This is a genomic window from Blastococcus tunisiensis (genome assembly GCF_900112815.1).
Classification (GTDB): Bacteria; Actinomycetota; Actinomycetes; order Mycobacteriales; family Geodermatophilaceae; genus Blastococcus_B; species Blastococcus_B tunisiensis.
In genome coordinates this window covers 192,814-218,819 of the sequence record NZ_FOND01000008.1, presented here as the reverse complement: position 1 = coordinate 218,819, position 26,006 = coordinate 192,814, and the positions used below count along the sequence as shown (strand labels likewise).

Genomic DNA, 26,006 nt, shown 5'->3' with positions numbered 1-26,006 from the left:
CGGCCGCGACGCCACGGGCGATTCCGTTGGCGATTCCGCGGCGGGGTGCGGCTGCCCGGTGCTGGGCATGCCACCGGCCACCGACGCCTACGAACCCACCGCCGCCCAGCACCGGTTCACCAGCACCCGCGACCGACGCTGCCGCACCCCCAACTGCGGGCAACGCGCCGGCTGGGCCGACCACGACCACGTCATCCCGCACGCCGACGGCGGAGCCACCACCTGCACCAATCTCTGCTGCCTGTGCCGCTCCCACCACCGGCTCAAGACCTTCGCCCGCGGCTGGACCTTCCGCATGGACCCCGACGGCACCCTGCACGTGACCAGCCCGTCCGGCATCACCCGCACCACCCGACCACCCGGCCTCCGCCCACCCCCACAGCCGGACCCCGACCCACCACCGGACGACCACCCCGACGAGCCCGACGACGACCCGCCACCGTTCTGAACGGGCGGAGCCTTCCGTCCCCCGAGCACCAAGGCCCATGCACTGACGCGCGGACAGGACACACGACCGGCCAGTCACCGCCGGTCGTGCGCCCGCCCGTGATCAACCCGAATGGACCGCCGGTGGTTCAGCCCCTGCTCCACCCCGGTAGTTCAGCCCGGGTAGTTCAGCCCCGGTAGTTCGGCCCCGGTGGTTCGGCCTCGGTGGTTCAGCCCCTGCTCCACCCCGGTGGTTCGGCCTCGGTGGTTCAGCCCCTGCTCCACCCCGGTGGTTGGGTCCCGGCAGTTCAGTCCGCCGAGCCGTCGTCCGTGGTGCCGTCATCCGTGGTGCCCTCGTCGGACCCTCCGTGGCCGTGGCCGTGGCCGAACCCGCGGCCGGGACCCCGGCCGCTGCCGGCGGCGTGGGCCTCGGTGTCGGTGATCGCGAACGACTCGTCGAGCTCGACGTGCAGGCGCTCTCCGTCCGCCGTCAGGACGAGCGCCTGGTAGGCCCCGTCGGAATCGGTCAGCAGCCAGCGGACCGTGGCGTCCGGGTACTCGTCCAGCACCGCCTCCTCGACGGACGTGGCCGTGTCACCGGTGAGCGCCTCCTCGTCCCCGAACGGTCCGCCGGACCCACGCCCCCCGGGGCAGTCGGCAGCGGCGCCCTCGTCGTCCGCGGTGCCCTCGTCGGTCGCGGCGGTGGCCGTCAGCGTCCCGGCGAGGATGCCGCCGGCCACCAGCCCGCCACCGACCAGGGCGATCGAGCGGGCCCAACCCCGCCGAGCACGGTCCGGTCGCCCAGGCTCCTGCATCGTGTCGTCGTCCATGTCCGGTCCTCCGTCGTGTCCGGTCGACCCGCGTCGGGTCGATCACGGCTCACGCTGGAGGGAGAAGCTGCGCGGAACCTGTGACCGGCATGACATGCCGCCGTGAATCGCCGGCGGCTCAGAGCACCCCGTTGGCACGCAGGACGGTCAGCGCCTGCACCGTGCGGTGCCCGCGCCACTCCAGGGTCGCGGCGGGGGAGAAGCTGCCGAAGTCGACACCCCACCCGCCGTCGGGCAGCTGCCCGGCGGCGAGCCGCTCGAGTTCGGCGTCCACCACCCCCGCGGCGAACAGCGACCGGGCCGGGCCACCGGGCAGCGGCGCGATGTCCAGCGGCCGCATGAACTCGTCCTCGGCGCCACCGGCCACGTGCAGCAGCCCGTCCGCGGGCACGTGCGGGCGCAGCACGTCGACGAGACCGCCGGCCTCGGGGGAGACGGGCGCTGCGGCATCCAGGAACTGGGCGGCGAAGGCGAGCACCATCGCGTGCGGCTCCGGCCCGAGGTCCCGGACGGCGCGCAGGCAGTAGCCGGTGGCCCGCTCCAGCCAGGGGTGCCCGGCGACCGCCGGATCCGCCGAGGCCACCCGGTGCGCGGTCGCGGCCACCACCGCGGTGATCTGCAGCGACGACGTCCCGGAGTCCGCCGAGGCCCAGAAGGGCGCGCACGCCGCCGGGTCGGGCACCGGCAGGGCGAACGGCAGCCCGCCGTCGGGCAGCGTCTCCGCGTCCAGCCAGTCGCACAGCTCGACCGCGCGGGGCGTCAGCACCGGCGCGACGTCGGCGAAGACCTCGAGCGCGTGCAGCGCTCCTCCTGGCTGGCTGGTGCGCGACCGGAGATCGGGCTCGAGGCCCCACCCGTAGCCGCCGTCGGGGTTGCGGTACGCATCGACCGCCGCGAGCACCGCGGCGGGCACCGCGGCGGGCTCGCCGTCCCCGAACAGCAGGTCGAACCTCCGCCGGTCCAGGACCCGCGCCGACGACGCCAGGAAGTCAGCCGCCCGCGCGAGATCCACCGTCACGACCGCCTCCCGGAGATGCGTACCGACGGGTCCAGGCACCAGTCCAGCGCCGCCGGCCATGCGCCGTAACCCGCCGGCAGGTCCAGGTGCGCACCCCCGGACACCACGTCGACGTCGAGGCCGAACCGGTCCGCGTAGAACGGTGCCGCCCCGCCCGGGAAGTACGGGTCGTCATCGGCGGCCACCAGACGGACGCGTCCGCGGACGTCGTCGCCCGGGGCCGCGCCCTCGATGCCGGGCGGCGCGAACGCCCGCACCGCGGGATGGGACCGCAGCACGTCGGCCGACGGCGGGGCCACGAGCAGGACCCTGTCCGGCTGCAGCGCACCCAGGGCCGGCGCTGCCTGCCACCACAGCAGCACGGCGAGGCTGTGGCAGACCAGGATCCGTTCGCCCCCCGGGTCCAGCCGGCCCAGTTCGTCGCGGAGCAGCGCCGTCCAGTCGGCGAGGACCGGCTCGTCCGGCTCCGGGAACTGCGGATAGCGGACTGCGAGCCCGCGGTCGGCCAGCTCCCCCGCGAGCCAGCGCTGCCAGTGCCCCTCGGGGCGCCGGTTCTCCCAGCCGTGCACGATCAGGACGCCGGCTGTCACGGGTCGATCCTTGCCGACGGCGGTCCGGGTGCGACGCCCAGGGCGAGCGTCAGCTCCAGCACGGTCCGCGGCTCCTCCAGCCGCTTCCCGTACAGCTCGCGCAGCTGCCCCATCCGGTAGCGCACCGTCTGCGGGTGCACGAACAGCTCGCCCGCGACCGCGTCCCGGCGCCCGTGGTGCATCAGCCAGGAACGCAGCGTCTCGGTCAGCTTCTCGCGCGCCCCCGGGGAGAGCTCGTCCAGCGGAGCCAACACCCTTGCCCGCAGGTCCGCCAACGCCGGCTCGTCGGCCCGGAGCACGAGATCGGCCAGCCGGGCCTCGGTGTCGAGTGGCTCGGAGCCCTCGGCCACCAGGTCCAGCTGCACCGCCCGCAGGGCGCGCGTGTAGGAACCCTGCGCCTCCGTCCACGGCCGCGGCGGGCCGACGACGGCGTCCCGCCCGTCGAGCGAGCGGAGCAGCGCCGGCCGCGACCGGCCCTCGGCGTCGGGCACGAGGAGCACCACCAGCTCCCCCGCGCCGGACGGGTCCCGGACGTCGTCGGCCGCCCGCAGCGTCCGCCCGTCAAGGGACACCATGGCGCCGCGGACCTTCCCCTCCGGCAGCAGCACGGCGGTGAGCGTCCGCGGGGGCGCCCAGTCGGCCCGTTCCGCCGCGGCCGCCAGGTCCTCGGGAGCGGCCCCGGTCAGCAGCAGGGCGGCCAGCCGCTCGAGGTAGCGCTGCCGGACCCGCCCGGTCGTGGCCAGCTCGTCGGCGTGCCCCGCCACGCTGGCGGCCGACAGCTGGTCGATGAAGGCGAACACCAGCTCCGCGAAGCGCGCCAGCTGCTCCACCGAGAGCCCGGCGGCCACCGCGGTCGCGCTCATCTCCCGCCAGGAGATGCGGGCACCGACCCGGTAGGCCGCCAGCAGCGCATCCATGGAACGGCCGCTGCGGGCCTCACCGCGGCCCAGGTCGTAGGCGGCCGCCAGCGCGGGGCCGATGGGGGTGCTCGGGTCCGCGCCGGTGCTCGCGGTGGCCAGCTCGAGGAACCCGCCGAGCGCCAGCTCCACGGCGTTGCCGATCTTCTGGCCCATCCTCCCGGTGAACGCGTCGGCGTAGCTCGGCACCTCGACGATGATCTCGGCGACGGTGCGCTCGGCGACCGACGACAGGTCGTCCCGCATGGCGCGCGCGACGTCCCCGGGGATCGCGGTCGGCTCGGTCGTCATGCCACCCCTCTTGTTCGCAGGGAACAGAACCTACCGACCGATTCACGTCCGTCACACAGGTATCTACGCCCTGGGCTGGACAAGTCTCTATGTATGACGACCACCGATCCGCGTCCGACCACGGCTGCGCCGCGCGTCGCCCTGCGCGACCGCGTGCTGAGGTTCGCCGAGCTGGTGACCACGCCCCTGCTCCCCAGCGACTACCTCGACCTCGTCGATCCGCTCCGCTCCGGCGCCGACCTGCGCGGCCGCATCGAGGCGATCCGGCCCGAGACGCGGGACGCCGCCACGATCGTTCTCCGCCCGGGCCGGGGCTGGCGCCCGCACCGCCCCGGCCAGTACATCCGGATCGGCATCGACGTCGACGGCGTCCGCCAGTGGCGCGCCTACTCGCTGACCTCGGACCTCACCCGGAACGACGGCTGCATCAGCGTCACCGTCAAGGCCATCCCCGGGGGCAAGGTCAGCAACCACCTGGTGCACCGTGCCCGGCCGGGCACGATCGTCCAGCTCGACCAGGCGGCCGGCGAGTTCTGCCTGCCCGACGAGCGTCCGGAGAAGGCGCTGTTCGTCACCGCCGGGTCCGGCATCACCCCGGTCATGGGCATCCTGCGCAACCACCCCGAGCTCACCGACGTGGTGCTGGTGCACTCGGCGCCCACGGCCGACGACGTCGTCTTCGGCCACGAGCTGCGCCGCATGGCCGCCGACGGCCGGATCCGGCTGATCGAGCAGCACACCGACAGCGCCGGGATGCTCGACGCGCGCTCCATCGCCGAACTGGTCCCCGACCTGCACGAGCGCGCCACCTGGGCGTGCGGCCCGGTGGGGATGCTCGAGGCGCTGGAGGAGCACTTCGCCGAAGCCGGCCTCGCCGACCGGCTCTACACCGAGCGTTTCCGCCCCTCCGTCGTCGTCACAGGCGAGGGCGGCACCGTGACCTTCAGCAAGAACGGCACCACGCTCGAGGCCGACGGGGCCACCCCGATCCTCGACGCCGCCGAGGAGGCCGGCGTCCTCATGCCGAGCGGCTGCCGCATGGGCATCTGCTACGGCTGCGTCCTCCCCCTGCGCGAGGGCGCCGTCCGCGACCTGCGCAACGGCGAGCTGACCGTCGCCGCACCCGGCGACGGCGTGCTCGTCCAGACCTGCGTGAGCGCCGCCGCCGGCGCGTGCACCGTGGACCACTGAGCCGAGTCCAGCTCCCCGACCACCGAGCCGAGTCCAGCTCCCCGACCACCGACCGCCCCGACACTCAGGAGACGGATCCATGACCGTTCTGCAGAAGAAGCCCGAGAACCCGATCGCGCACCTGTCCGCCGAGGACATCGAGATCATCGGCAAGGAGCTCGACACCATCCGCCAGGAGGTGCGCGACAGCCTGGGCGAGGACGACGCCAAGTACATCCGCCGGGTCATCGACGTCCAGCGCAAGCTGGAGCTGGGCAGCCGCGCCGTGCTCCTGGTCTCGATGTTCCCGCCGGCCTGGTTCGTGGGCACCGCCGGCCTGTCGCTGGCCAAGATCCTCGAGAACATGGAGATCGGGCACAACATCCTGCACGGCCAGTGGGACTGGATGCGCGACCCCAAGATCCACTCCACGACGTGGGAGTGGGACATGGCCAGCCCGGCCGCGCAGTGGAAGCACTCGCACAACGAGCTGCACCACACGTACACGAACGTGATCGGCAAGGACAACGACCTCGGCTACGGCATCATGCGCGTCGACGAGGACCAGAAGTGGCACCCGCTCTACCTGGCGCAGCCGCTCTGGAACTTCGTCAACGCCTGCTTCTTCGAGTACGGCATCGCGGCCTACGACCTGGAGCTGGGGAAGAACCTGGCCACCAAGAAGCGCCGCAACGACCCGAAGTTCCGGGCCGCCGCCAAGCAGGTGCTGAAGAAGATCCGCAACCAGGCGACCAAGGACTACGTCATCCACCCGGCGCTGTCCGGCCCGTCGTTCCTGCCCACCCTGGCGGCGAACTTCACCGCCAACGTCGTCCGCAACCTCTGGTCGCACTCGGTGATCATGTGCGGGCACTTCCCCGAGGGGGTGGAGACCTTCGAGAAGAGCTCGATCGAGGGCGAGACCCGCGGCGAGTGGTACCTGCGCCAGATGCTGGGTTCGGCGAACATCTCCGGCAGCAAGGCCATGCACATCATGACCGGCAACCTGAGCCACCAGGTCGAGCACCACCTGTTCCCCGACCTGCCCAGCAACCGGTACGCCGAGATCGCCCCCAAGGTGAAGGACATCTTCGACCGCTACGGGCTGACCTATCACTCGGCCCCGCTCTACAAGCAGGTGGCCAGCGCCTGGCACAAGGTGATCCGGCTGTCGCTGCCCAACGGCTGGCTCGCCGAGACCACGCCGAAGAACGCCCCGGCACAGGTCGTCAAGCTGGTCCGGATGACCACCGGCGGCAAGAAGGTCCGGCGCGAGCTGTCCCGCGCCGCCTGAACGAACCGGAGCGTTGCACCGCAGAGGCCCGGAACCGTCATGGTTCTGGGCCTCTGCGGTCCACTGCGCCCGCTTCACCAGCGGTTGCGGGCCTCCTCCGCCCAGCCGGTCAGCCCGTCCAGCGACACCCGCGCACCGTCGTCCGTGGTCGCCCACCCGGTGAACTCGCCGAAGCACTGGTGGGTTTCCGACGCGACCACCAGGAGGTTCGTCCGGGCGCTCCGCTCGTGGAACGGCGTGACCGTGGCGTCGAGGCCGCCGCCGGTGATCCGCCAGGGCCGCAGCCAGTCCGTGCGATCGTACTCCCAGCGCAGCTCCGCGCCGACCTTGTGCAGCCGGCCCTCGACGAGCACCGCGTTCTCCGTCATCCCGGTGCCGTCGGTCCACTGCCCGCCCAGGGTGAGCCCGTTCCCGCCCGGCCCGCTCCCGGCCGCCCAGTTCCACGTCATCGAGTAGGGCCACCGCCCCCGGCCGTGGTCCAGGACGGCGAACGCCGCCGGCCCCTCGACCGTCACCTCCTCGCCGGCCACGACGAGCCGCCCGGTCACCGGCAGGGCGACGTCCTTCACGGTGTACTGGAACCGCCGCGCGCTCCACGGCACGACCACACCCAACGACTCCTGCCCCGCCGGCCGGACGACGGCCAGGTCGACGAGCACGTCGTCGGCCTCCGCCCGCAGGGTCACTCCGTCCGCGCGGGTCGCGAACTCCAGGGACAGCGCCCGGGTGCGCACCGACGCCGTCCCGACGCCGCTGCGGTCCGGGAGCACGGCTCCCCGGGCGAGCGGGACGACGGCCTCGCGCACGATCTCCCGCCCGGTGCGCCGGTCGAGCAGGTAGAGGCTGTGCACCCCGGCGTAGTCGAGCGAGGAGAGGACGAGCCCGACCACGTGCGTGGGGGTGGCGACGCCCCAGTACTCCCAGCGCTTGGTGCGTCCCCAGCCGCGCACGTTGGCCCGGTGCAGCGGGCGACGCGTCCAGCCCACCGCTGACGGGTCGAGCCTCCCGTCGGGGCCGCAGAGGTCGACGGGCTCGGTGATCTCGCGTTCGACGGTGGGCACCAGGGCACGCTAGCCGGGCTCCCGGACCATGTTTCCCGTGGAACCAGGAGTGGCCGACGTCCGCCGAACCCGGAACTCCCTTGCCGCCGACACCGCCCGGCTGCTCGGATGCCGCCGTGGACGTTCCTGCCGCACTCGCGGCCTTCGACGAGCAGATGCGCCGGCGCCCCGTCGCCGGGCCTGGCACCCGGGTGGAGTGCACGACCCGCGTGACCCGCACGGTAGGAACGGACTCCCGGTGGGCCGCCGTCGTCTGGAGCGACCTGAGCGAGGCCGACGCCGACGCGGTGATCGCCGCGGAGATCGCCCGGGCCGCGGGGTCGCTGGAGTGGAAGCTGTACTCGCACGACCGTCCCGCGGACCTGCCGGAGCGCCTGCGAGCGGCCGGCCTGCGGGCGGAGCCGGCCGAGACGGTGATGATCGCCGACGTCGCCGAGCTCGACCTGCCCGTAGCCGCCCCCGACGGGGTGCGCCTGGCGGCCGTGACGGACGACGCCGGGATCGCGGCGATGGTCGACGTCCAGCGGACGGTGTTCGGGTCCGTGCACCTGGGCACCGCCGAGGCGGTGCGCGCCTCGCTGCGGCTGCGGCCGCGGCCGGTCGAGGCGGTGGTTGCGTGGGCCGGGGACGTCGCCGTCTCGGCCGGCCGGATCGAGTTCCACGAGGGCACCGAGTTCGCCGGCCTGTGGGGTGGCGGCACGCTGCCCGAATGGCGCGGCCGAGGCGTGTTCCGTGCCCTGGTGGGACATCGCGCCGTCCTTGCCCGGGACCGCGGCGTCCACTACCTGCAGGTGGACGCGCTGCCCGCCAGCCGGCCCATCCTCGAGCGGATGGGCTTCCACCCGGTCGCCGGGACGATACCCTGGATGCTCGAGTCCTGAGCGCCGGGTCCCTGAGACCCCAGCCCTCACGACCCGGCCCCGACGACCCGGCCCCGACGACCCGGCCCCGACGACCCGGCCCTGACGCGCCAGCCCTGACGCCCTGGCCCCGACGCCCCAGCCCCGACGCCCCAGCCCTGACGCCCCTACCCGAGGCTGACGCCCCTTCCCGAGGCCTGCTCGAGCAGCGGAGGCCCGGGACCGGCGCGGTCCCGGGCCTCCTGGGGGTGGAGTTCCGAGCGCTAGTTGGCCATGTCCACGAAGCGGCTGTAGTGACCCTGGAAGGCGACGGTCACGTTGGCGGTCGGGCCGTTGCGGTGCTTCACCAGCATGATGTCGGCCTCGCCGGCTCGCGGGGACTCCTTCTCGTACATGTCCTCGCGGTGGATCATCATGACCATGTCGGCGTCCTGCTCGATCGAGCCGGATTCACGCAGGTCCGACAGCATCGGCTTCTTGTCCTGGCGCTGCTCCGAGCCACGGTTGAGCTGCGACATCGCGATGACCGGGACCTCGAGCTCCTTGGCCAGCAGCTTCAGCGCACGGGAGAACTCCGAGACCTCCTGCTGACGGCTCTCCACCCGCTTGCCCGACGTCATCAGCTGCAGGTAGTCGATGACCACGAGCTTGAGGTCGTTGCGCTGCTTGAGCCGCCGCGCCTTTGCCCGGATCTCCATCATCGTCATGTTGGGCGAGTCGTCGATGTAGAGCGGCGCGTCGGCGATCTCGCCCATCCGGCGGGCCAGCTTCGACCAGTCCTCGTCCGACAGCGAGCCGGCGCGCATGTGGTGCAGCGGCACCTTCGCCTCGGCCGACAGCAGACGCATGGTGATCTCGTGCTTGCTCATCTCCAGGCTGAAGATGGCGGCGGGCAGGTGGTGCTTGACCGACGCCGACCGGGCGATGTCCAGACCCAGCGTCGAGTTGTGGGTCGGGATGAAGCTCCGGCCGGCGAGGAAGAGGTGGTCCGCCGCATCGACCTGGATGCAACGCACCGGCACCGACGGGATCTCGCGCACGTCGGTGATGAACCGGCTGCCCCGGGAGGTGAAGGTCCGAGCCCCGCGCTCCTTGTGCAGCAGCTTCTTCCGCTCAAGCTTGAAGACCTCGTCGTCGGTGCTGAAGGTCAGCGTGAAGCAGGTGGAGGAGTTCTCCGTGCGGCCGCGCACCGGCTTCGTGCTGAGCCGCACGCGGTAGCCCAGGCTCGCGATGAGCTCCCGGGCGTCCTCGGCCAGTCGCCGGCTGGTTACGGCGAACTGGACCACGCCGCTAGGCGCGACGGTTCCGTCCGTGTCGAGCAGGCCGGCGAGCAACGCCCTCCGCTGGGCGATGGAGCCCCGCAGGTAGCGCGTCGGGATGTGCTTGTCGCCGAGTACGCCGAGGCCACGGAGGAGCGCCTTGACCGTGCCGTGATCGTCACGGCAGGCCTGGCACTGCGCCATGCCGGAGGATGCACCCCCGCAGTCCAGGCAGGAAGCCTGCCGCCCGACGCCGCCGGCCGCCCGCAGCGCGCCGCCGCAGGTCTTCCCGCACGTCTGCACCTGCGACGTCGCCGGGACGAATCGCTCACCGCACATCGGACAGGTGCGGTCCTCGGTCCAGACGCGTGGCGGGAGCTGCAGCGAGTAACGGCGGTCCACGCCCGCGGGCTGGGCGACCAGGCCTTCGCTCTCGATGTGAAGGGCGATCTCCGGGTCTGCGCTGGTGAACTGCGCCGCCGCAGAGGTGCCGTCGCCCAGCCACACACCCAGCGCGTAGGGCGGTACGGGGAGATCGGCCGGTGACAGGTCCAGTGGGGCCGCATTCTTCACGGAGTGGTTGAGCCGGGCGTCCTTCGTCGCGCACCGCACGGTCCGGGCGATGTCCTCGGTCGTGCGCACCTCGGCGAATGTCTTCTGATTGCGATAGCGGTTGTAGCCCGTCGCCGCGGCCTGGGCCGACTGGCGGCTGGCGCGCGTCTCGGTGAGCCACTGGTGTTGGGCGTCGGCGACGATGACCGACCCATCGGAGAAGTGCACCTCGTAGCACGGGCGGTCGGTCATGACGTCGGTGGCGGCGGCCACCGTCGTGGGCCGACCGTCAGAGCCGATGACGCGGTCACCGACGGCGACCTCGCCCATCGTCGTCCAACCGTCCGGCGTGGCGATCGGAGTGTCCAGAGCCAGGGCCTTGCCCACACCGGGACGGGCCGCGATGACGATCATCTGCCCGGCCTGCAGGCCGTTGGTGAGCTCGTCGAGGTCGCGGATGCCGGTCGGGACGCCGCGGCTGACGCCACCGCGGGAGGCGATGGCGTCCAGCTCGTCCATGGTGGGCTGCAGGATGTCCTCGAGGCGCGAGTAGTCCTCGCTCATCCGCTTCTCGGTGACGTCGTAGATCTCCTGCTGCGCCCGGTCCACGATGTCGTCGACGTCGCCCTTGCCGCCGGCCGCGCCGTAGCCGAGCTGCACCACGCGGGTCCCCGCCTCCACCAGGCGCCGCAGGACGGCCTGCTCGGCGACGATGGCGGCGTAGTAGCCCGCGTTGGCCGCCGTCGGCGTGGAGGCGATCAGGGTGTGCAGGTAGACCGCGCCACCCATCTTGGACAGCTGGTCGGTGCGGTTGAGCTCGGCGGCGACGGTGATCGCGTCGGCCGGCTCACCCCGGCCGTAGAGGTCGAGGACGCAGTCGAAGATGACCTGGTGCGCGGGCCGGTAGAAGTCGGGGCCCTGGAGCGCCTCGACGACGTCGGCGATCGCGTCCTTGCTGAGCAGCATGCCGCCGAGCACGGACTGCTCGGCGGGGATGTCCTGCGGCGGCTGCCGGTCGTAGGCCGGCGCCGTCGCTGAGGGCCGGCTGAAGTCGTCGGCCACCGCCACGGGTATTCCTCCATCTCGCGCAGGCGCGCCCGCACCACCACTCCGAGGGGAAGCCGGAGCTCGGCGGGCACCGCCGGACCGAACGTGTGTTCGGGTCATTGCTACCGCCGGGCACTGACAAGTTGGACGGGGCCCACGGAGGGACCGAGCCGGATTCGGCGCCCGGCGGCAGCTGGGGAGGACGTTAGGAAGCCGGAGGGGGGTGCGTCCAACACCGGTGTGCACGCCGATCTGCACAACTTGTGGACAAGTCGGTGGATTCACGCCTGTCGACATGTGGAGACGTCGGGGGACACGTGCCGGCCAACCGCCGTCCTCCCCCCGGTCACCTGCACGAACGCTGCCCACGGGCTGTGGACGGGAGAAAGTGCAGAACAATTTTCCGAGCGGCGCACCACGTGTCACAGCCGCCCGGCCGGCGCCGCCCACGGGTGCCACGGCCGGTCCACCGGTCCGCACGGACCGTGCCCGGGAACACCCCACGCCCACGCCGGGGACGCCACCATCGGTGGCCCCGTCGCGCGCGGGCGCGACGGCCGAGGAGGGAGTGGGCATGACGCTCAACCGGACAGCGGTCAACCCGTGGCAGTGGTCGGTCGACATGGGCTTCAACCAGGCCGAGCTGGTCACCGGGGCCACCCGGGTCCTGGTGTGCTCCGGTCAGACGGCGATGTCGGCCGAAGGCAGGCCGCAGCACGCCGGCGACATGGCCGCCCAGGTGGCGATGGCGCTCGACAACCTGGAGGCCGTCCTCGCCGGAGGCGACATGGGTCTGGGGAACGTGGTGCAGCTGAACATCTACACGACCGACGTCGACGCGTTCTTCGCCTGCTATGGCTCCGTGGTGGAGCGGTTCCGCCGGGAGGGAGTGAAGCCCACCAGCACGCTCCTGGGCATCAGCCGGCTCGCCTTCCCGGAACTGATGGTGGAACTCGAGGCCACCGCGGTCGCGTGACCGGCCCGTGGACGCCACGAGGGGCGCCGGACCGGAGTCCGACGCCCCTCGCAACGCGATGGAACGGCCCCCTCGCAGGGCCCCGCCGCGAGCGTGCGAGCGGTGGGGGGCGAGGGGGTCCTTTCTCAGCCGGCGACGACCTCGATCGTCAGCTGGGTCGAGACCTCGGGGTGCACCCGCACGGTGACGGTGTGCTCCCCGGTGGTCTTGATGCTGCTCGGCAGCTCGATCCGGCGGCGGTCGAGCTCCGGGCCACCGGCGGCGGTGACCGCGGCGGCGACGTCGGCGGTGGTGACGCGCCCGAACAGGCGGCCACCCTCACCGGCGCGAGCCGGCACCTGCACCGACAGACCGGACAGCCGGCCGGCCAGGGCCTGCGCGTCCTCGTGCGAGGCCACCTCGCGGGCGGCACGCGCCCGGCGGAGCGACTCGATCTGCTTCTGCGCGCCACGGGTGGCCTGGATGGCCAGCCCGCGAGGCAGGAGGTAGTTGCGGCCGTAGCCGCCCTTGACCTCGACGGTGTCGCCGGAGGAACCGAGACCGGTGACCTCCTGGGTGAGGATCAGCTTCATCGTGCTCATGATCAGCGCGCCGTCGAGGTGTAGGGCAGCAGTGCCATCTCGCGGCTGTTCTTCACGGCCACGGCGACGTCACGCTGGTGCTGGCTGCAGTTGCCGCTGACGCGGCGGGCACGGATCTTGCCGCGGTCGGAGATGAACTTCCGCAGCAGCGTCGTGTCCTTGTAGTCGATGTAGGTCGCCTTGTCCTTGCAGAACTGGCAGACCTTCTTCTTGACCTTGCGAATGGGTGGCTTGGGCACCGGGGTTCTCCAGGTAGATCAGATGAGGGGGATCAGAACGGGGGCTCGTCGGACGGTCCGGCGGGCGTCGACCACGGGTCGCTCGCGCCGCCTCCACCGCCTCCACCACCGCCGCCGGAGAAGCCGCCACCGCCGCCGCCACCGAAGCCGCCGCCACCCTCACCGCGCGAGGCCTTGGTGACCTTCGCGGTGGCGTAGCGCAGGGACGGGCCGATCTCGTCGACCTCGAGCTCGATGACGGTGCGCTTCTCGCCCTCCTTCGTGTCGAAGGAGCGCTGCTTGAGCCGGCCGCTCACGATGACGCGAGAGCCACGGGTCAGCGACTCGGCCACGTTCTCCGCGGCCTGGCGCCAGACGTTGCAGCGCAGGAACAGCGCTTCGCCGTCCTTCCACTCCTGGGTCTGGCGGTCGAAGGTGCGCGGGGTCGACGCGACGGTGAAGTTCGCGACGGCGGCGCCCGACGGCGTGAAGCGCAGCTCCGGATCGGCGGTCAGGTTGCCGATGACGGTGATGACGGTTTCGCCGGCCATGGTCAGTGGACCTCGGGGCGCATCAGCTTCGTGCGGAGCACCGACTCGTTGAGGTTCAGCTGGCGGTCCAGCTCGGCGACCGCAGCGGGCTCGGACTCGATCGTGACGATCGCGTAGATGCCCTCGACCTGCTTCTTGATCTCGTAGGCCAGCCGACGACGGCCCCAGATCTCGGTCTTGACGGTGCCACCGGCCTTGGTGACGACGGTCAGGAACCGGTCGAGCGACGGAGCGATCGTCCGCTCCTCGAGCTCAGGGTCGAGGATGACCATCAGTTCGTAGTTGCGCATGGAGAAACCCCACCTCCTCTGGTCTTGGCGGCTGCAGTACATCTGCAGCAGGAGGGTCGTACATGCGTCGCGCGCCCCGGCCAACTCGGACGAGAGCCGGAACGCGCGGACCCAGGCTACCAGCGGCGGTCACCCCCGCCGCCCCGCGGTCCACAGACGAGGGACCCCCGTCCTCCCCACCCCTCGCGAGCTCGGGGCGGGCCCCTGGACGGGGGCCGGGCGTCAGCGGGTGGCGCGGGCGGCCTGGTGGGTGCGGACCAGCGCCGCGGTCACCGCGGCGAGCGCCACGACGGCGGCCAGCGCGGCCGCCGGGAGCGTCTGCGCGGCCGCCCGCCCCGAGGACGCCTCGACCACCGGGTCGCCGTCCTCGAACGTCGTCCCGTCCAGGCCGGCCAGCTGCCCGAACACCGGCACCGAGGCGCCGTCGTAGCTGCCCGCGACCCCACCGGAACCCCTCCCGGAGGTGCCGTCGGGCCGCCCGAGGCTCTCCCCCGGGATGAAGTAGCGCGCGGGGTCGAAGGCCGCCGCGGCGACGATGTCGGAGGGCGCCATGCGCGGGGCGGCCGCACCGGTGTCGTAGGCGTACGCGTCGCCCGGCGTCGGCGGGAGGGCCTGCCCCTGGGGGGCTCCGGTCCCGCCGCCGGGGGCCGGGACCGGAGCCGGGGAGTCCGTGCCGGGCGTGGGGACCGTCGGCGCCTGGATCGGGGGCAGCTGCACCGTCACCTGGGGCAGCGCGGGGACCCCCACGCTCGGCAGGTTGGGCACCGCGGGGAGCACCGTCTGCACGACGTAGGGCGTCGGGGCGGGCAGCGCCGGGAGGCCGGCGGCCACGGTGTTGATCACCTGGTTGACGAGGTTCACGGCCAGCCCCGACTGCGGGACGATCCGGTAGGTGTACGTGATCGTGCCGGTCGTGGCCGGCGCGGAGAACGTCCAGGACGCGCTCTGGTCCGGGGCCAGCTTCCGCTCCTGCCCGAAGAAGGTCACCGCCACGTCGGTGTAGACGGTGGCGGACACGCCGCCGACCAGCGGCAGGCTGATGCCCGTCTTGTTCTGCGCCGGGATCTTGTTGACGAACGTGACCGTGCCGCCGGGGTCCACGCTGGCCACCGGAGGGGTGAGGTTCCTGATCTCGATCGTCGCGGAGGGGGCTGCCGCGGCACCGGGGGCCAGGAGGACGGAGAGCGCGGCCACGCCCAGCCAGCCGAGCACGGCGACTGCCACTCCGCGCGTCGCGGTTCGACGGATCCGACCGGTTGCCATCGTCTGCTCTACCTCCGTGTGTGCTGAGGACCGCCTCTTACCGGCGGGTGACCCCCGTCCCGCTGCACCAACGATGATGTGTGATCGCAGTTACGGTTAAACCTGATCCTGCCGAAGAACTAGGGTCGGCGGCCATGACTCCCCCGCCCGCCCGACACCCGATCGGCGTACACGTCGGCCCCGGCCTGACCGAGGAGAACGAGCTCGACGACGGCGGGCCCCTCGCCCGCGCGGCGGAGATGGACGCCGACGGCGTCCAGTTCTTCCTGGCCGACCCCCAGGGCTGGAAGGCGCCGAAGCCCCGGCCGGACGCCGCGGACCTGATGGCCGGGGACGTGATGGTCGTCGTCCACGCGCCGTACGTGCTCAACGTGGCGACGACGAACAACCGCATCCGCATCCCGAGCCGCAAGCTGCTCGGTGCGCACGCCGCCGCGGCCGCCGCGGTCGGTGCGCGGGGGATGGTCGTGCACGGCGGCCACGTGCTCGCGCAGGACGACCCCGCCGTCGGGTTCGACAACTGGCGCAAGACCTTCGCGCGGCAGGCGGAGGAGGGCGGCTTCCCGGTGCCGCTCTACATCGAGAACACCGCCGGTGGCGGCAACGCCATGGCCCGTGACCTCGACGCGATCGCCCGGCTCTGGGACGCCGTGGGTGAGTTCGGCGCCGGGTTCGTCCTGGACACCTGCCACGCCTGGGCGGCGGGCTGGGACCTGGCGACCGCGGTGGACGACGTCCGCGCGATCACCGGCCGGGTGGACCTGGTCCACCTCAACAACAGCCGTGATCCGCACGGCTCCAGCCGCGACCGCCACGCCCCGCTCGCCGGCGGCGAGATCCCGACCGAGCTGCTGGTCGAGGTGGCGCGGGCCGCCGACTGCCCGGTCGTCCTCGAGACCCCCGGGGACGCGTCCGCGCACGCCGGGGAGATCACCCTGCTGCGCCAGGCGCTGAGCTAGCGCCCGTCCTCCCTCACCTCGCGGCGTCCTCCCCCACGGTCTGCGCCGAGGGAGGACGCGCCACGATCAGGTGAGCTGATCGTGGCGCGACGTCGCAGGGTCAGGCGGTCGCGGGCGTGGTCGAGCGGGCCACCGGCCGGGTCGTCGACGCCGGGCCAGCCGGCCCGCACGACGTCGCCGTCGGGGCGCAGCACGTCGCGGACGACCAGCGCCATGAGGACGACGACGGCCACGTCGCGCAGCAGGACCCCGAAGAAGAACCACTGGACCTCGATGCCGCGGTTGTCCGTGCCGAGGTAGTGCAGCATCGTCACCCCCCACACCAGGACCTCGGTGACCTGCCACAGCAGCAACGACCGCCAGCGTGGCCGGGCGAGCACTGCCAGGGGCAGCAGCCACAGCGAGAACTGCGGGCTCCACACCTTGTTCAGCAGCAGGAAGCCCGCGACCAGCAGGAAGGCCAGCTGGGCCACCCGCGGGCGGACCGGGGCGGCCAGCGCCAGCCAGGCGACGCCCGCGGCGAGGGCCAGCAGGCATCCGGTGACCACCGCGTTCAGCACGGACGGCGGCTGCCCGGCGGCCAGCGGCCCGTCGAGGATCCGGGAGTCGGTCGCGTGCAGGGCCATGTTCCAGATCGACTCCGGGTTGGCCTGCCGCTCCCGGCTGAACACGAAGAACCAGGCCCACTCGTCCGGGGCGGCAGCGGCCACGGGCAGGTTGACCGCGGCCCACGCCACCCCCGCGGCCGCCGTCGTGGTGGCCCAGGTCGCCAGCCGGCCCGCCCGGAGGCAGAGCACGAACAGGACGCCGAGCAGCAGCAGGGGGTAGAACTTCGCGGCGATGCCGATCCCGAGGAGCACCCCGGCGAGCACCGGACGGTTGCGGGCCCACGCCAGCATCCCGAGCGTGGCGAACGCGACGGCCAGCAGGTCCCAGTTGGTGAAGGCGTGCACGAGCAGGACGGGGGAGAGCCCGACCATCGCGGCGTCCCACGGCCGGCGGCCGGCCAGTCCCAGGACGCCGCGGACGGTCACCAGCGCGCACACCGACAGCAGCAGCGCGGTCAGTGCGGTGAAGCCCTGCACGAGGGGGACGTCGGGCAGCAGGCCCACCGCCTCGGCGGCCGAGGCGTACAGCCGCGCCCCGGCGGCGGCCAGGGCCATCACGGCGCCGGTCAGCACGGGGTACTCGACCCGGGTGTCCAGGTAGGGGAGTGCGCCGTCGCCGAGGCCGTAGCCGCCGAACAGCGGCACCGCGTCGGAGTAGCAGAAGTGGGTGTACTGGCGGGAGCCGCTCCAGTCACCGGCCGAGCACGGCGCCTGCTTGGCCCAGGCGACGGCCAGGACGACCGTGGCGAACAGCAGGCAGACGCGCAGCGGCGTCCAGAACCGGGCACGGCCGGTCACCGCGTGCCGGCCCCACGGGCCACCCACCGCCTCGCTGGCCTGCGCGACCACCGGATCGGCCCACGACGGGATCACCCGGTCCGGGCCGGGGGGGTCGCTCGTTCCACGTGGAACGAGCACGGACCCCTCCGGAGGTGCTCCGGAGGGGTCCGTGGACGTGCTGCTCACCCGCCCAGTGTGCGGGATCGCGATCGGCGATCGGCTCAGCCGCCGCCGCCCGGTCCGCCCGGGCCACCCGGGCCCTGACCGGGGGTGCCCGGTGAGCCGGGCAGGCCGGGCACGCCCTCGGCGTCGTCGCCGTCGCCGTCGTCGTCCTGGCCCGGCGGCTGCTGCTCCGTGCGGTCGTCGACCCCGTTGCCGTTCGCGTCGGGGAACTCGGTGCGGTCGTCGACCCCGTTCCGGTTCACGTCCGGGAACTCGGTGCGGTCGTCGACCCCGTTGCCGTTCGCGTCGGGGAACTCGGTGCGGTCGTCGACCCCGTTGCCGTTCGCGTCGGGGAACTGCGGCTCCGGTTCCGGCTCGGGCTCCGGCTCGGGTTCCGGCACGCCCTCGCCGGTGTCCCCCTCGATGATCGCCCGGTCGGGCAGGTCCTCCTCGGGCGACCCCTCGAGGACGGTGTTCATGAACTGCTGCCAGATCTCACCGGGCAGTCCGGAGCCGTAGACGATCCGCCCGCGGGCGTCCTCGATGGCCTCGGTGCCCTGCGTCCCCACCCACACCGCGGTGGAGATCGACGGCGTGTAGCCCACCATCCAGGCGTCGGAGTTGTCCTCGCGGTCCAGGCCCTGGGTGCCGGTCTTGCTGGCCACCGGGCGGCTCCCGTCCAGGGCCCGGTCGGAGGAGCTGGCCACGTCCCGGAGGGCGAACGTGACGTCGTTGGCCACGTCGGCCGGCACCGCCTGCACCGCATCGGCGGCCGGGTCGACCGTCATCAGCACGGTGCCGGTGTTGTCGGCGACCGAGGCGACGAAGTGCGGCGGGCGGTACACGCCGCCGGCGGCGAAGGTGGCGAAGCCGGCGGCCTGCTGGATCGGCCGGACGGCGTACTCACCGATACCGATCGAGCCACCGGTGTCGTCGGTCCCCGGGACGCTCAGCGACTCGTAGCCCCCGAGACCCTCGGGAACCGTCGGGTCCGCCGCGTCCCAGGTGTCCGGGATGCCGGCCGCGGCACGGGCCACCTCGGCCACCCGCTCGGGTCCCACCTCGTAGGCCAGGCCGTAGAAGGTGGTGTTGAGCGAGCGGGTGATCGCCTCCTTGAGCGTGCACGCCGCGCACTGCGCGTTGCCGGAGTTCACCACCTCCTGGCCGGGCCGGTCCGGGAACTCCTGGGGGGACGTCCCGTCCCGGCGGGCGTCGACGCTGATGCCCTGCTGCAGCGCGGCCGCCAGGGTGTACGGCTTGAAGGAGGAACCCGGGGGCTTGAGGGCCTGGACGTAGTCGGTGGTGTCCACCGCGGGGTCCTCGCTCCGGCTGACCTCGTTGCCGTAGTAGGCCACCACGCCGCCGGTCCGCGGGTCGATCGCGACCAGGGCCTCGCGCAGCTTCGGGTCCTCGTCGCCCATGACGTCGTTCACCGTGGCGATCGCGGCGTCCTGCGTCCCCTTGTCCACCGTCGTGGTGATCCGCAGCCCGCCGGCGCGGACCTGCTGCTCGTCGTAGCCGTGCTCGGCCTCCATCTCGTCGAGGACCTGGCTGACGATGTGCCCCTCGGGGCCGCCGGGGAGGCCCAGGGAGGAACCGGCCTTGGGCAGCACCGTCGGGTACACCGCGGCCGCCCGCTCCTCCGCGGACAGCCAGCCCTCCTCGACCATGGCGTCGAGCACCCGCCCCCAGCGGTCCTGGGCGTCCTCGGGGCTCACCTCGGGGTCGTAGCGGGAGGGGCTCCGGATCAGGACGGCGAGCACCGCGCCCTGCTCCGCGGTCAGCTCCGCGGCCGGGACGCCGAAGTAGGTGTTGGCGGCCGCCTCGATGCCGTAGGCGCCGCGGCCGTAGTAGATGGTGTTGAGGTAGTTCTCGAGGATCTGCTGCTTGGTGTAGTTGTTGTCGAGCTTGATCGACAGGAAGAGCTCCTGGAACTTCCGGCTGAACGTCTGCTCGGAGTTCTGCAGGATCGCGTTCTTCACGTACTGCTGGGTGATCGTGGATCCGCCCTGGGTGGAGCCGCCGGTGAGGTTGTTCCACGTGGCCCGGATGATGCCGGTCAGCGAGATGCCGGGATCGGAGTAGAAGCTGCGGTTCTCCGCCGCGAGGACGGCGTTCTGCGCGGGCTCGGAGATCTGGTCGAGCGCGACGTTCGTCCGGTTCTCGTCCCCGAGGCGGGCCATCTCGGTCTGGCCGTCGGAGTAGTAGATGACCGTGGTCTGCGAGGTCGTGATCGAGTCGGGGCTCGGCACCTCGGTGCTGGCGTAGACGACACCGACGAAGACACCCAGCAGGACCAGCAGTCCGCCGATGAGGCCACCGGCGATCTTCAGCCGGCGGTTGCGCCGCTGCTTCTTGGTCCGCGCACCCTTCGACCCGGCGGGCCTGCCCTTCTTCGCCGCGGGGCGGGCGCCGGTCGGCCGGCTGCCGGCCGGGCGCTGCGGCGCCCCGGTGCCGGTCCGGGACGCCGTCGTGCGTGCCCGGCCCCCCGCGGGCGGGCGGCCCGATCCGCGGCCGCCACCCCCGCCGGTGCTGCGGGTCCGGGCCGGTGACGGACGGCGGACCGATCCGGCGCGCGGCGCCACGGGCGAGGTCTCGTCGTGTGATGGCACGCGGAACCCCTCTCTGACAGTTCTCTGTCGTCGAAAACCTGGTCGGCGGACCGAGGTGCCGGTCCGGCCGGTGTCTGGCGCGGTGTCGAGCGTGACGTCTCCAGCTGTGGCAGCGGGGGAGGACCCCCCTCAGCGGTGCCCCGCTGGGGCTGCTGCGACGGACGGGGCCGACGGGACGGCTGCCCGCCCCCACCCCGGCTGCTACTCCGTGGCGGCCCGCCGGCGTCCCCGGCGGGGCTGCTGCCCCGGAACGGGCTCGGCACCGAGGACGTACGAGGCGTCGAGATGGTTCCAGCCGCAACTGCGGCACACCTCGACGGCGTACACCGTGAACTCCTCCTGTGCGGCGTCCATCCGGGCGAGCTCGGCCTCTGTCTTGGCCTGCCCGGACGTCGGCCCGAGGGAGTCGCCGTACACGTAGTTCACCCGTGTCAGGCGCTCCTTGCGGCAGACCGGGCAGGCGACCGAGGTCACCTCGCCGTGGTACTTCGCCGCCCGGGAGAGGTAGGGACTGGCGTCGCAGACCTCGAACAGACCCGTGCGGCCCGCGTACACGTCGGCGAGCACAGCTCGCCGCTGCAGCGAGTAGTCCACGACGGATCGACGTCCGGGCACGGCGGCCAATGTACGCAAGAACGCGGCGACACCTCCGGCTCGGACCGCGGCCGATCGCCGTCCGCCGCTCCGCCGGGCCGTCGGACCGCGCGGCAGGGACCGCCGCGGGCCCGTGCGCGGTGCCCGCCGGCCGGTCCTCCCGTCGCGCGGATCTCCCCCGGGGCCGCCGACCCGGGAGGCACCACCCGGACCAGCCCGCGGCGCCCGGAGTCCGCACCTGCACATCTCGATGTATCGTCTCGATACATCGGGACGGTCGGTCCCGTCGCACCGGGACCATCGGCGGAAGGAGTCGGGATGCTCGAGTTCGCCATCCTCGGCCTCCTCCACCAGTCGCCGATGCACGGCTACGAGCTGCGCAAACAGCTGGCCGAGGTGCTCGGGGGGATGCGCAGCATCTCCTACGGTTCGCTCTATCCCGCGCTCAAGCGGATGCGGGCGGCCGGGCTCATCTCCACCGACGAGCCCGATCCGCACGCGCTGCTGCCGGCCGACGCACCGCCGCTCACCGGCCGGCGCGGGAAGGTGGTCTACGAGATCACCGCGGAAGGCAAGGAGCGCTTCCACGAGCTGGTCACCCAGACCGGCCCGGAGGCCTACGACGACGGCGGGCTCTTCGGTGTCCGCCTGGCCTTCTTCCGGCACACCGCCTCCGACGTGCGGCTGCGGATCCTCGAGGGCCGCCGCCGCACCGTCGAGCAGCAGCGCGAGGGCCTGCGGGCCTCACTGGCGAGGACCCGTCAGCGGCTGGACCGCTACACCCTCGAGCTGCAGCGGCACGGCCTCGAGTCGGTGGACCGCGAGGTCCGCTGGCTCTCCGAGTTGATCGACAGAGAGCTGGTCGACACCGGACATCGGGAGTCGACGGGTCCAGCAGTGGCGCCCGACGCCCCCCGCCAGTCATCCGCGGACCGCACCCGGTCCGCGTCCACCGGACCCCAGGGGTCCAGGGAGAAGGAGAATCCATGGGGTCAGTGAAGGTCGCCATCGTCGGCGTCGGGAACTGCGCGGCGTCGCTCGTCCAGGGCGTGGAGTACTACAAGGACGCCGACGAGACCGCGTCGGTGCCGGGCCTGATGCACGTGCGCTTCGGCGAGTACCACGTGTCCGACATCGAGTTCGTCGCCGCGTTCGACGTCGACGCCAAGAAGGTCGGCCGTGACCTCTCCGAGGCCATCGTCGCCAGCGAGAACAACACCATCAAGATCGCTGAGGTCCCGCCGCTCGGCGTGACCGTGCAGCGCGGCACGACGCTGGACGGGCTCGGCAAGTACTACCGCGAGATCGTCGAGGAGTCCGACGACCAGCCGGTCGACATGGTCGCGGCCCTGCGGGAGTCCGGCGCCGACGTCGTCGTCTGCTACCTGCCCGTGGGCTCGCAGGAGGCCGCGGAGTTCTACGCCCAGGCAGCCATCGACGCGGGCGTGGCGTTCGTCAACGCCCTGCCGGTGTTCATCGCCGGCACCCAGGAGTGGGCGGACAAGTTCACCGCGGCCGGTGTGCCGATCGTCGGCGACGACATCAAGAGCCAGGTCGGCGCCACGATCACCCACCGTGTGCTCGCCAAGCTGTTCGAGGACCGCGGGGTGCAGCTCGACCGCACGATGCAGCTCAACGTCGGCGGCAACATGGACTTCAAGAACATGCTCGAGCGCGAGCGCCTGGAGTCCAAGAAGATCTCGAAGACCCAGTCGGTCACCAGCCAGGTCGACCGCGACATGGGCAAGGGCAACGTGCACATCGGCCCGTCGGACCACGTGCCGTGGCTGAGCGACCGCAAGTGGGCCTACGTCCGCCTGGAGGGTCGCGCGTTCGGCGACGTCCCGCTGAACCTGGAGTACAAGCTCGAGGTCTGGGACTCGCCGAACTCGGCGGGCATCATCATCGACGCCGTCCGGGCCGCGAAGATCGCCAAGGACCGGGGGATCGGTGGCCCGATCCTGTCCGCGTCGTCGTACTTCATGAAGAGCCCGCCGGTGCAGTACAGCGACAGCGAGGCCCGCGACGCCGTCGAGGCGTTCATCCGGGGCGACATCGAGCGCTGAACGACCAGCACCACCCGCACGGGCCCGCGTCCTCCCCGGAGGACGCGGGCCCGTGCGTCGTCCCCGGTCCGGCGGCCGGCGTGCCTACGCTGCACGGCATGCCTCCCCGTGCCGCCCGGCTGCTGCTCTCGGCCGGCCTGGCGATGGCGCTGGTCACCGGGTGCACCGGCGACAGCGGGCTGGACCGCACGGCCGGCGACCCGGTCACCGAGGAGGAGGCCCAGGTCCTGTCGGCGCTCCTGCAGCGCAACCAGCAGCGCGGCGGCGCGGACTTCGTGGTGACCGCCCCCTACGGCGACGGCGAGCTGCTCACGCTGACCGGCGCCGTCGACTTCCGCAACGAGGTCGGCCGGGCGCAGGTGGTCACGAGCTTCGACGACGGCCGGGACGACGACGTCCGCACCCTCTTCTTCACCGACGAGGAGGTCTGGGTCGGCGACGTCCCCGGGCTCACCGACGCGCTCGCCGCGGGCGGCGTCCCGGCTGTGACGTACCTCCGCCGTCCGGTCACCCTCGGGTCCGAGGACGGCGCCCCCCTGCTCCTCGACGTGCTGACCGAGGTGCTGCTGAACCTGTCGGCACGGCGGGCCGACGACCCCCGGGCCTTCCTCGACGGCGACTACACGTGGCAGGGCCAGCGCTCCATCGACAGCCGGCTGACCACGCTCTTCGGCGTGCCCGGTGACCGGACCGTCGCGGTCGACGCCGCCGAGGACGTGCTCACCCAGTTCGTGACCCCGCTGGCCGACGGCGGCTTCGACGTCACCGTCACGCTCTCGGGGCACGGCATGCGCCCGATCGACCTGCCGGCCGCGGAGGAGACGGCGGCGGCGGCGGACCACCCGGACGTCGCGGCGGCCCTGGGCATCTGACGAAGGACCCCGCTGCCCCTGCAGAGGGGCCACGGACAGCGAGAGAGGGCGGTCTCTTCCCCAGACCGCCCTCTCTCGGGCTACTTCCTACCAGATCCTGCGCGCGTCGGGGAGCCTCAGTTGACGGATGGGTCTGCTGGGGCAGTCGAGAGCACGGCGAGGCGGCCGGTCTGCCGGCCGAGGACCGTGCGCCACAGCTCCGGCCCCGAGGCCGGGCACAGCACGTCCTCCGGACGCCCGGGGACGCAGGCCCAGGCTCCTTCGGAGATCTCGTCGGCGAGCTGGCCGGCCGACCAGCCGGCGTACCCGGCGAAGACCCGCAGGCCGCTCAGCTCCTCCTGCAGGTCCGCCGGGTCGCTGTCCAGGTCGACCAGGTGCACGTTCCCGGCCACCCGCCGCAGCGGGCTCTCCTCCACCGGGGCCGGCGCGCCCGGGCAGACGGCCAGGCACAGCGCCGTGTCGGTCTCGCACGGGCCCCCCACGTGGAAGACCCCCGGTGCCACGGCCAGGTCGCACCAGCCGGGCAGCACGTCGCGGATCTCGACCTGGCTCGGACGGCCGAGGACGACGCCCAGCGAGCCGGTCTCGGAGTGGTCGAGGACGTAGACCACCGTGCCGGCGAAGGTGGGGTCGGTGAGCGCCGGCATCGCGACGAGCAGCGCTCCGGGATGCACGTCGCCGATGCGCCCGATCGACAGCGCCGGGACGGCGGGCGCAGGTCGCCCGGTCACGGGCCGCGTGGGCGGACCGGACTCGGGATCGGGCGAGGGGACCGCGGTCATCGCCGACCAGTGTGCCCCACGCCCGCGCCCGATGGCGCCCGATCGTGCGCCGTCGGCGGGAACCGGTGGGCCCTTAGGGTGATCACGTGCCGGTGGTGGGGACGAGCGTCCGGCTCGTGCTCTCCCGGCGCGACTTCCGCCGCTTGCTGCTCACCCGGCTGTTCTCCCAGTTCGGGGACGGCGTCTTCCAGGCGGCGCTCGCCGGCACCGTGCTGTTCAACCCGCAGCGGGCCGCCGATCCGCTGGACATCGCCGCCGGTTTCGCCGTCCTCCTGCTGCCCTACTCGCTGGTCGGGCCCTTCGCCGGGGTCTGGCTGGACCGCTGGAGCCGCCGCCAGGTCCTGCTGCGGGCCAACGTCGTCCGCGCCGGGCTGGTGTCCGTCGTGGCGGTGCTGATCCTCGGCGGTGTCGAGGGCACCGGCTTCTACACCGCCGGACTCGCCGTCTTCTCGGTCAACCGGCTCGTGCTCTCCGCGCTGTCCGCGGGGCTGCCGCACACCACCGCCGAACTGCTCCTCGTACCGGCCAACGCCCTCTCCACGACGGCGGGCGGCGTCTCGACGGTCGCCGGCGGGGCGGCCGCGATCCTCGCGCTGGAGGCGACCGGCTCCGGTGACCCGGGGTACGCGCTCATGGCGCTGGCGGCGGCCGTCCCCTACCTCGTGGCGTCGGTCGTCGTCAGCGGGTTCTCCCGCGAGCACCTGGGGCCCGACCACATGGTGGCTGCCCACGAGTCGGTGGGCGCCACGGTCCGGGCCACCCTGCTCGGCATGGTGGCCGGGGCACGGCACGTGGCCGCCCGTCCGCCGGCGGCCGCCGCGCTGCTGGCGATCGGCCTGCACCGGCTCTGCTACGGCGTCTTCACGCTCATGACGCTGCTGATCTACCGCAACACCTTCCTCGACGGCGGCGGCCTGTTCCCGGGAGGCATCCTCGGGCTGGGGCAGGTCGTGGCCGCCGCCGCGGCCGGCACGTTGCTCGCGGCCCTGGTCACGCCACCGGCCGTGCGGCGCATCGGGATCCGGCGGTGGATCCCGGTCGCCCTCACCGGCGGCGCGGGGGCGCAGGTGGCACTCGCCGTGTGGGTGACCCCGGGTGCCGTCGTCCTGGTGGGGCTGCTGCTGGGCTTCGTGGCGCAGGCGGTGAAGATCTGCGTGGACAGCACGCTCCAGGAGACCGTCGAGGACGACTACCGCGGCCGGGTCTTCTCGGTGTACGACACGTTGTTCAACATGACCTTCGTGCTCGCCCTGGTGCTGGGCGCGGTCACCCTCCCCGAGTCGGGCGTCTCCGCGCTGGTGCCCGCGGTGGTCGCATCCGGCTACCTGGTCGCTGCGGTGACCTACCTGCGCCTGACCAGGAAGCACTGACGCCCGG

At 72.8% G+C, this 26,006-nt stretch carries 25 protein-coding genes; 10 read left to right on the top strand and 15 right to left on the bottom strand.

Going from position 1 to position 26,006, the window contains the following annotated elements; genetic code table 11:
* A partial coding sequence (locus BM142_RS12340) for an HNH endonuclease signature motif containing protein (RefSeq protein WP_139228870.1) occupies positions 1-448 on the top strand: 448 nt, incomplete at its 5' end.
* Positions 449-734: 286 nt separating this feature from the next.
* On the opposite strand, the gene BM142_RS12335 is transcribed toward BM142_RS12340, so the two are convergent.
* From BM142_RS12335 to BM142_RS12320, 4 genes are all read right to left on the bottom strand, one after another.
* Positions 735-1,256 (bottom strand): hypothetical protein, encoded by a 522-nt coding sequence (locus BM142_RS12335; RefSeq protein WP_092198779.1) that lies wholly within the window; start codon positions 1,254-1,256, stop codon positions 735-737.
* A gap of 118 nt (positions 1,257-1,374) precedes the next feature.
* Positions 1,375-2,274: a hypothetical protein gene (locus BM142_RS12330; protein WP_092198776.1), complete on the bottom strand. Its 900-nt coding sequence runs from the start codon at positions 2,272-2,274 to the stop codon at positions 1,375-1,377.
* Entirely contained in the window at positions 2,271-2,864 is a 594-nt protein-coding gene (locus BM142_RS12325; RefSeq protein ID WP_092198773.1) for an RBBP9/YdeN family alpha/beta hydrolase, read from the bottom strand. The genes BM142_RS12330 and BM142_RS12325 overlap by 4 nt, the downstream gene beginning before the upstream one ends.
* A complete protein-coding gene (locus BM142_RS12320) occupies positions 2,861-4,072 on the bottom strand; it encodes a helix-turn-helix domain-containing protein (RefSeq protein WP_092198770.1) in 1,212 nt (403 codons plus the stop codon). Before BM142_RS12320 ends, BM142_RS12325 begins: the two co-directional genes overlap by 4 nt.
* Positions 4,073-4,165: 93 nt before the next feature.
* Here BM142_RS12320 and BM142_RS12315 point away from each other — a divergent pair, with 93 nt between their 5' ends.
* Both BM142_RS12315 and BM142_RS12310 read left to right on the top strand, forming a co-directional pair.
* The gene (locus BM142_RS12315; RefSeq protein WP_092198767.1) at positions 4,166-5,263 is read left to right on the top strand and encodes a ferredoxin reductase; all 1,098 of its coding nucleotides are present in this window, start codon (positions 4,166-4,168) and stop codon (positions 5,261-5,263) included.
* Between the two features lie 79 nt (positions 5,264-5,342).
* Positions 5,343-6,536 (top strand): fatty acid desaturase family protein, encoded by a 1,194-nt coding sequence (locus BM142_RS12310; RefSeq protein ID WP_092198764.1) that lies wholly within the window; start codon positions 5,343-5,345, stop codon positions 6,534-6,536.
* 74 nt (positions 6,537-6,610) lie between these two features.
* Here the strand turns inward: BM142_RS12310 and BM142_RS12305 are convergent, their stop codons facing one another.
* A complete protein-coding gene (locus BM142_RS12305) occupies positions 6,611-7,597 on the bottom strand; it encodes a DUF2804 domain-containing protein (protein ID WP_092198761.1) in 987 nt (328 codons plus the stop codon).
* 116 nt (positions 7,598-7,713) lie between these two features.
* Here BM142_RS12305 and BM142_RS12300 point away from each other — a divergent pair, with 116 nt between their 5' ends.
* Positions 7,714-8,478 (top strand): GNAT family N-acetyltransferase, encoded by a 765-nt coding sequence (locus tag BM142_RS12300; protein ID WP_092198758.1) that lies wholly within the window; start codon positions 7,714-7,716, stop codon positions 8,476-8,478.
* Positions 8,479-8,720: 242 nt separating this feature from the next.
* Here the strand turns inward: BM142_RS12300 and dnaB are convergent, their stop codons facing one another.
* Entirely contained in the window at positions 8,721-11,336 is a 2,616-nt protein-coding gene (gene dnaB / locus BM142_RS12295; protein ID WP_092198755.1) for a replicative DNA helicase, read from the bottom strand.
* A gap of 553 nt (positions 11,337-11,889) precedes the next feature.
* Between dnaB and BM142_RS12290 the strand changes: the two genes are divergently transcribed.
* Positions 11,890-12,291 (top strand): RidA family protein, encoded by a 402-nt coding sequence (locus BM142_RS12290; protein WP_092198751.1) that lies wholly within the window; start codon positions 11,890-11,892, stop codon positions 12,289-12,291.
* A 125-nt stretch (positions 12,292-12,416) separates the two neighbouring features.
* Here the strand turns inward: BM142_RS12290 and rplI are convergent, their stop codons facing one another.
* The 5 genes from rplI to BM142_RS12265 all read right to left on the bottom strand — a co-directional run bounded on the left by rplI (position 12,417) and on the right by BM142_RS12265 (position 15,155).
* Positions 12,417-12,872, bottom strand: a complete 456-nt coding sequence (rplI, locus tag BM142_RS12285) for a 50S ribosomal protein L9 (RefSeq protein ID WP_254790842.1) — start codon at positions 12,870-12,872, stop codon at positions 12,417-12,419.
* Positions 12,873-12,874: 2 nt separating this feature from the next.
* Positions 12,875-13,111, bottom strand: a complete 237-nt coding sequence (gene rpsR, locus BM142_RS12280) for a 30S ribosomal protein S18 (protein ID WP_014743489.1) — start codon at positions 13,109-13,111, stop codon at positions 12,875-12,877.
* 32 nt (positions 13,112-13,143) lie between these two features.
* On the bottom strand, positions 13,144-13,641 hold the full coding sequence (locus tag BM142_RS12275; protein ID WP_092198748.1) for a single-stranded DNA-binding protein: 498 nt from the start codon (positions 13,639-13,641) through the stop codon (positions 13,144-13,146).
* 2 nt (positions 13,642-13,643) lie between these two features.
* Positions 13,644-13,931, bottom strand: coding sequence for a 30S ribosomal protein S6 (gene rpsF, locus BM142_RS12270; protein WP_034952381.1), 288 nt, complete (start codon positions 13,929-13,931; stop codon positions 13,644-13,646).
* A gap of 222 nt (positions 13,932-14,153) precedes the next feature.
* Positions 14,154-15,155: a hypothetical protein gene (locus tag BM142_RS12265; RefSeq protein ID WP_092198745.1), complete on the bottom strand. Its 1,002-nt coding sequence runs from the start codon at positions 15,153-15,155 to the stop codon at positions 14,154-14,156.
* A gap of 173 nt (positions 15,156-15,328) precedes the next feature.
* On the opposite strand from BM142_RS12265, the gene BM142_RS12260 reads away from it, so the two are divergent.
* The gene (locus BM142_RS12260; RefSeq protein WP_092198742.1) at positions 15,329-16,153 is read left to right on the top strand and encodes a deoxyribonuclease IV; all 825 of its coding nucleotides are present in this window, start codon (positions 15,329-15,331) and stop codon (positions 16,151-16,153) included.
* Here BM142_RS12260 and BM142_RS12255 read toward each other — a convergent pair.
* The 3 genes from BM142_RS12255 to BM142_RS12245 all read right to left on the bottom strand — a co-directional run bounded on the left by BM142_RS12255 (position 16,150) and on the right by BM142_RS12245 (position 20,930).
* Positions 16,150-17,679: a glycosyltransferase family 87 protein gene (locus BM142_RS12255; protein WP_254790840.1), complete on the bottom strand. Its 1,530-nt coding sequence runs from the start codon at positions 17,677-17,679 to the stop codon at positions 16,150-16,152. The two genes, BM142_RS12260 and BM142_RS12255, sit on opposite strands and share 4 nt — an antisense overlap.
* An 83-nt stretch (positions 17,680-17,762) precedes the next feature.
* Positions 17,763-20,315 (bottom strand): transglycosylase domain-containing protein, encoded by a 2,553-nt coding sequence (locus BM142_RS12250; protein WP_092198736.1) that lies wholly within the window; start codon positions 20,313-20,315, stop codon positions 17,763-17,765.
* Positions 20,316-20,516: 201 nt separating this feature from the next.
* Positions 20,517-20,930 carry a DUF5318 family protein gene (locus BM142_RS12245; protein WP_217640695.1) on the bottom strand — a complete coding sequence of 138 codons (414 nt, stop codon included), beginning with the start codon at positions 20,928-20,930 and terminating at the stop codon, positions 20,517-20,519.
* Between the two features lie 297 nt (positions 20,931-21,227).
* Here BM142_RS12245 and BM142_RS12240 point away from each other — a divergent pair, with 297 nt between their 5' ends.
* The 3 genes from BM142_RS12240 (at position 21,228) to BM142_RS12230 (ending at position 23,847) form a co-directional block, all read left to right on the top strand.
* A complete protein-coding gene (locus BM142_RS12240; protein ID WP_092198730.1) occupies positions 21,228-21,908 on the top strand; it encodes a PadR family transcriptional regulator in 681 nt (226 codons plus the stop codon).
* Positions 21,896-22,975 carry an inositol-3-phosphate synthase gene (locus BM142_RS12235; protein WP_092198727.1) on the top strand — a complete coding sequence of 360 codons (1,080 nt, stop codon included), beginning with the start codon at positions 21,896-21,898 and terminating at the stop codon, positions 22,973-22,975. Before BM142_RS12240 ends, BM142_RS12235 begins: the two co-directional genes overlap by 13 nt.
* A gap of 98 nt (positions 22,976-23,073) precedes the next feature.
* Positions 23,074-23,847 (top strand): hypothetical protein, encoded by a 774-nt coding sequence (locus BM142_RS12230; protein ID WP_092198724.1) that lies wholly within the window; start codon positions 23,074-23,076, stop codon positions 23,845-23,847.
* Positions 23,848-23,963: 116 nt separating this feature from the next.
* Here the strand turns inward: BM142_RS12230 and BM142_RS12225 are convergent, their stop codons facing one another.
* On the bottom strand, positions 23,964-24,629 hold the full coding sequence (locus BM142_RS12225; protein WP_092198721.1) for a YqgE/AlgH family protein: 666 nt from the start codon (positions 24,627-24,629) through the stop codon (positions 23,964-23,966).
* An 86-nt stretch (positions 24,630-24,715) separates the two neighbouring features.
* Here BM142_RS12225 and BM142_RS12220 point away from each other — a divergent pair, with 86 nt between their 5' ends.
* Positions 24,716-25,999 carry an MFS transporter gene (locus tag BM142_RS12220; RefSeq protein WP_092198718.1) on the top strand — a complete coding sequence of 428 codons (1,284 nt, stop codon included), beginning with the start codon at positions 24,716-24,718 and terminating at the stop codon, positions 25,997-25,999.
* Positions 26,000-26,006 lie beyond the last annotated feature (7 nt).

What these genes read in the sequence shown, in the direction of transcription:
- BM142_RS12335 (WP_092198779.1), bottom strand. Translation starts at nt 1,256, where the DNA reads ATGGACGACGACACGATGCAGGAGCCTGGGCGACCGGACCGTGCTCGG.
- rpsF (WP_034952381.1), bottom strand. Translation starts at nt 13,931, where the DNA reads ATGCGCAACTACGAACTGATGGTCATCCTCGACCCTGAGCTCGAGGAG.
- BM142_RS12290 (WP_092198751.1), top strand. Translation starts at nt 11,890, where the DNA reads ATGACGCTCAACCGGACAGCGGTCAACCCGTGGCAGTGGTCGGTCGAC.
- BM142_RS12275 (WP_092198748.1), bottom strand. Translation starts at nt 13,641, where the DNA reads ATGGCCGGCGAAACCGTCATCACCGTCATCGGCAACCTGACCGCCGAT.
- BM142_RS12225 (WP_092198721.1), bottom strand. Translation starts at nt 24,629, where the DNA reads ATGACCGCGGTCCCCTCGCCCGATCCCGAGTCCGGTCCGCCCACGCGG.
- rplI (WP_254790842.1), bottom strand. Translation starts at nt 12,872, where the DNA reads ATGAGCACGATGAAGCTGATCCTCACCCAGGAGGTCACCGGTCTCGGT.
- BM142_RS12235 (WP_092198727.1), top strand. Translation starts at nt 21,896, where the DNA reads ATGGGGTCAGTGAAGGTCGCCATCGTCGGCGTCGGGAACTGCGCGGCG.
- BM142_RS12315 (WP_092198767.1), top strand. Translation starts at nt 4,166, where the DNA reads ATGACGACCACCGATCCGCGTCCGACCACGGCTGCGCCGCGCGTCGCC.
- BM142_RS12240 (WP_092198730.1), top strand. Translation starts at nt 21,228, where the DNA reads ATGCTCGAGTTCGCCATCCTCGGCCTCCTCCACCAGTCGCCGATGCAC.
- BM142_RS12320 (WP_092198770.1), bottom strand. Translation starts at nt 4,072, where the DNA reads ATGACGACCGAGCCGACCGCGATCCCCGGGGACGTCGCGCGCGCCATG.
- BM142_RS12260 (WP_092198742.1), top strand. Translation starts at nt 15,329, where the DNA reads ATGACTCCCCCGCCCGCCCGACACCCGATCGGCGTACACGTCGGCCCC.
- BM142_RS12230 (WP_092198724.1), top strand. Translation starts at nt 23,074, where the DNA reads ATGCCTCCCCGTGCCGCCCGGCTGCTGCTCTCGGCCGGCCTGGCGATG.
- BM142_RS12310 (WP_092198764.1), top strand. Translation starts at nt 5,343, where the DNA reads ATGACCGTTCTGCAGAAGAAGCCCGAGAACCCGATCGCGCACCTGTCC.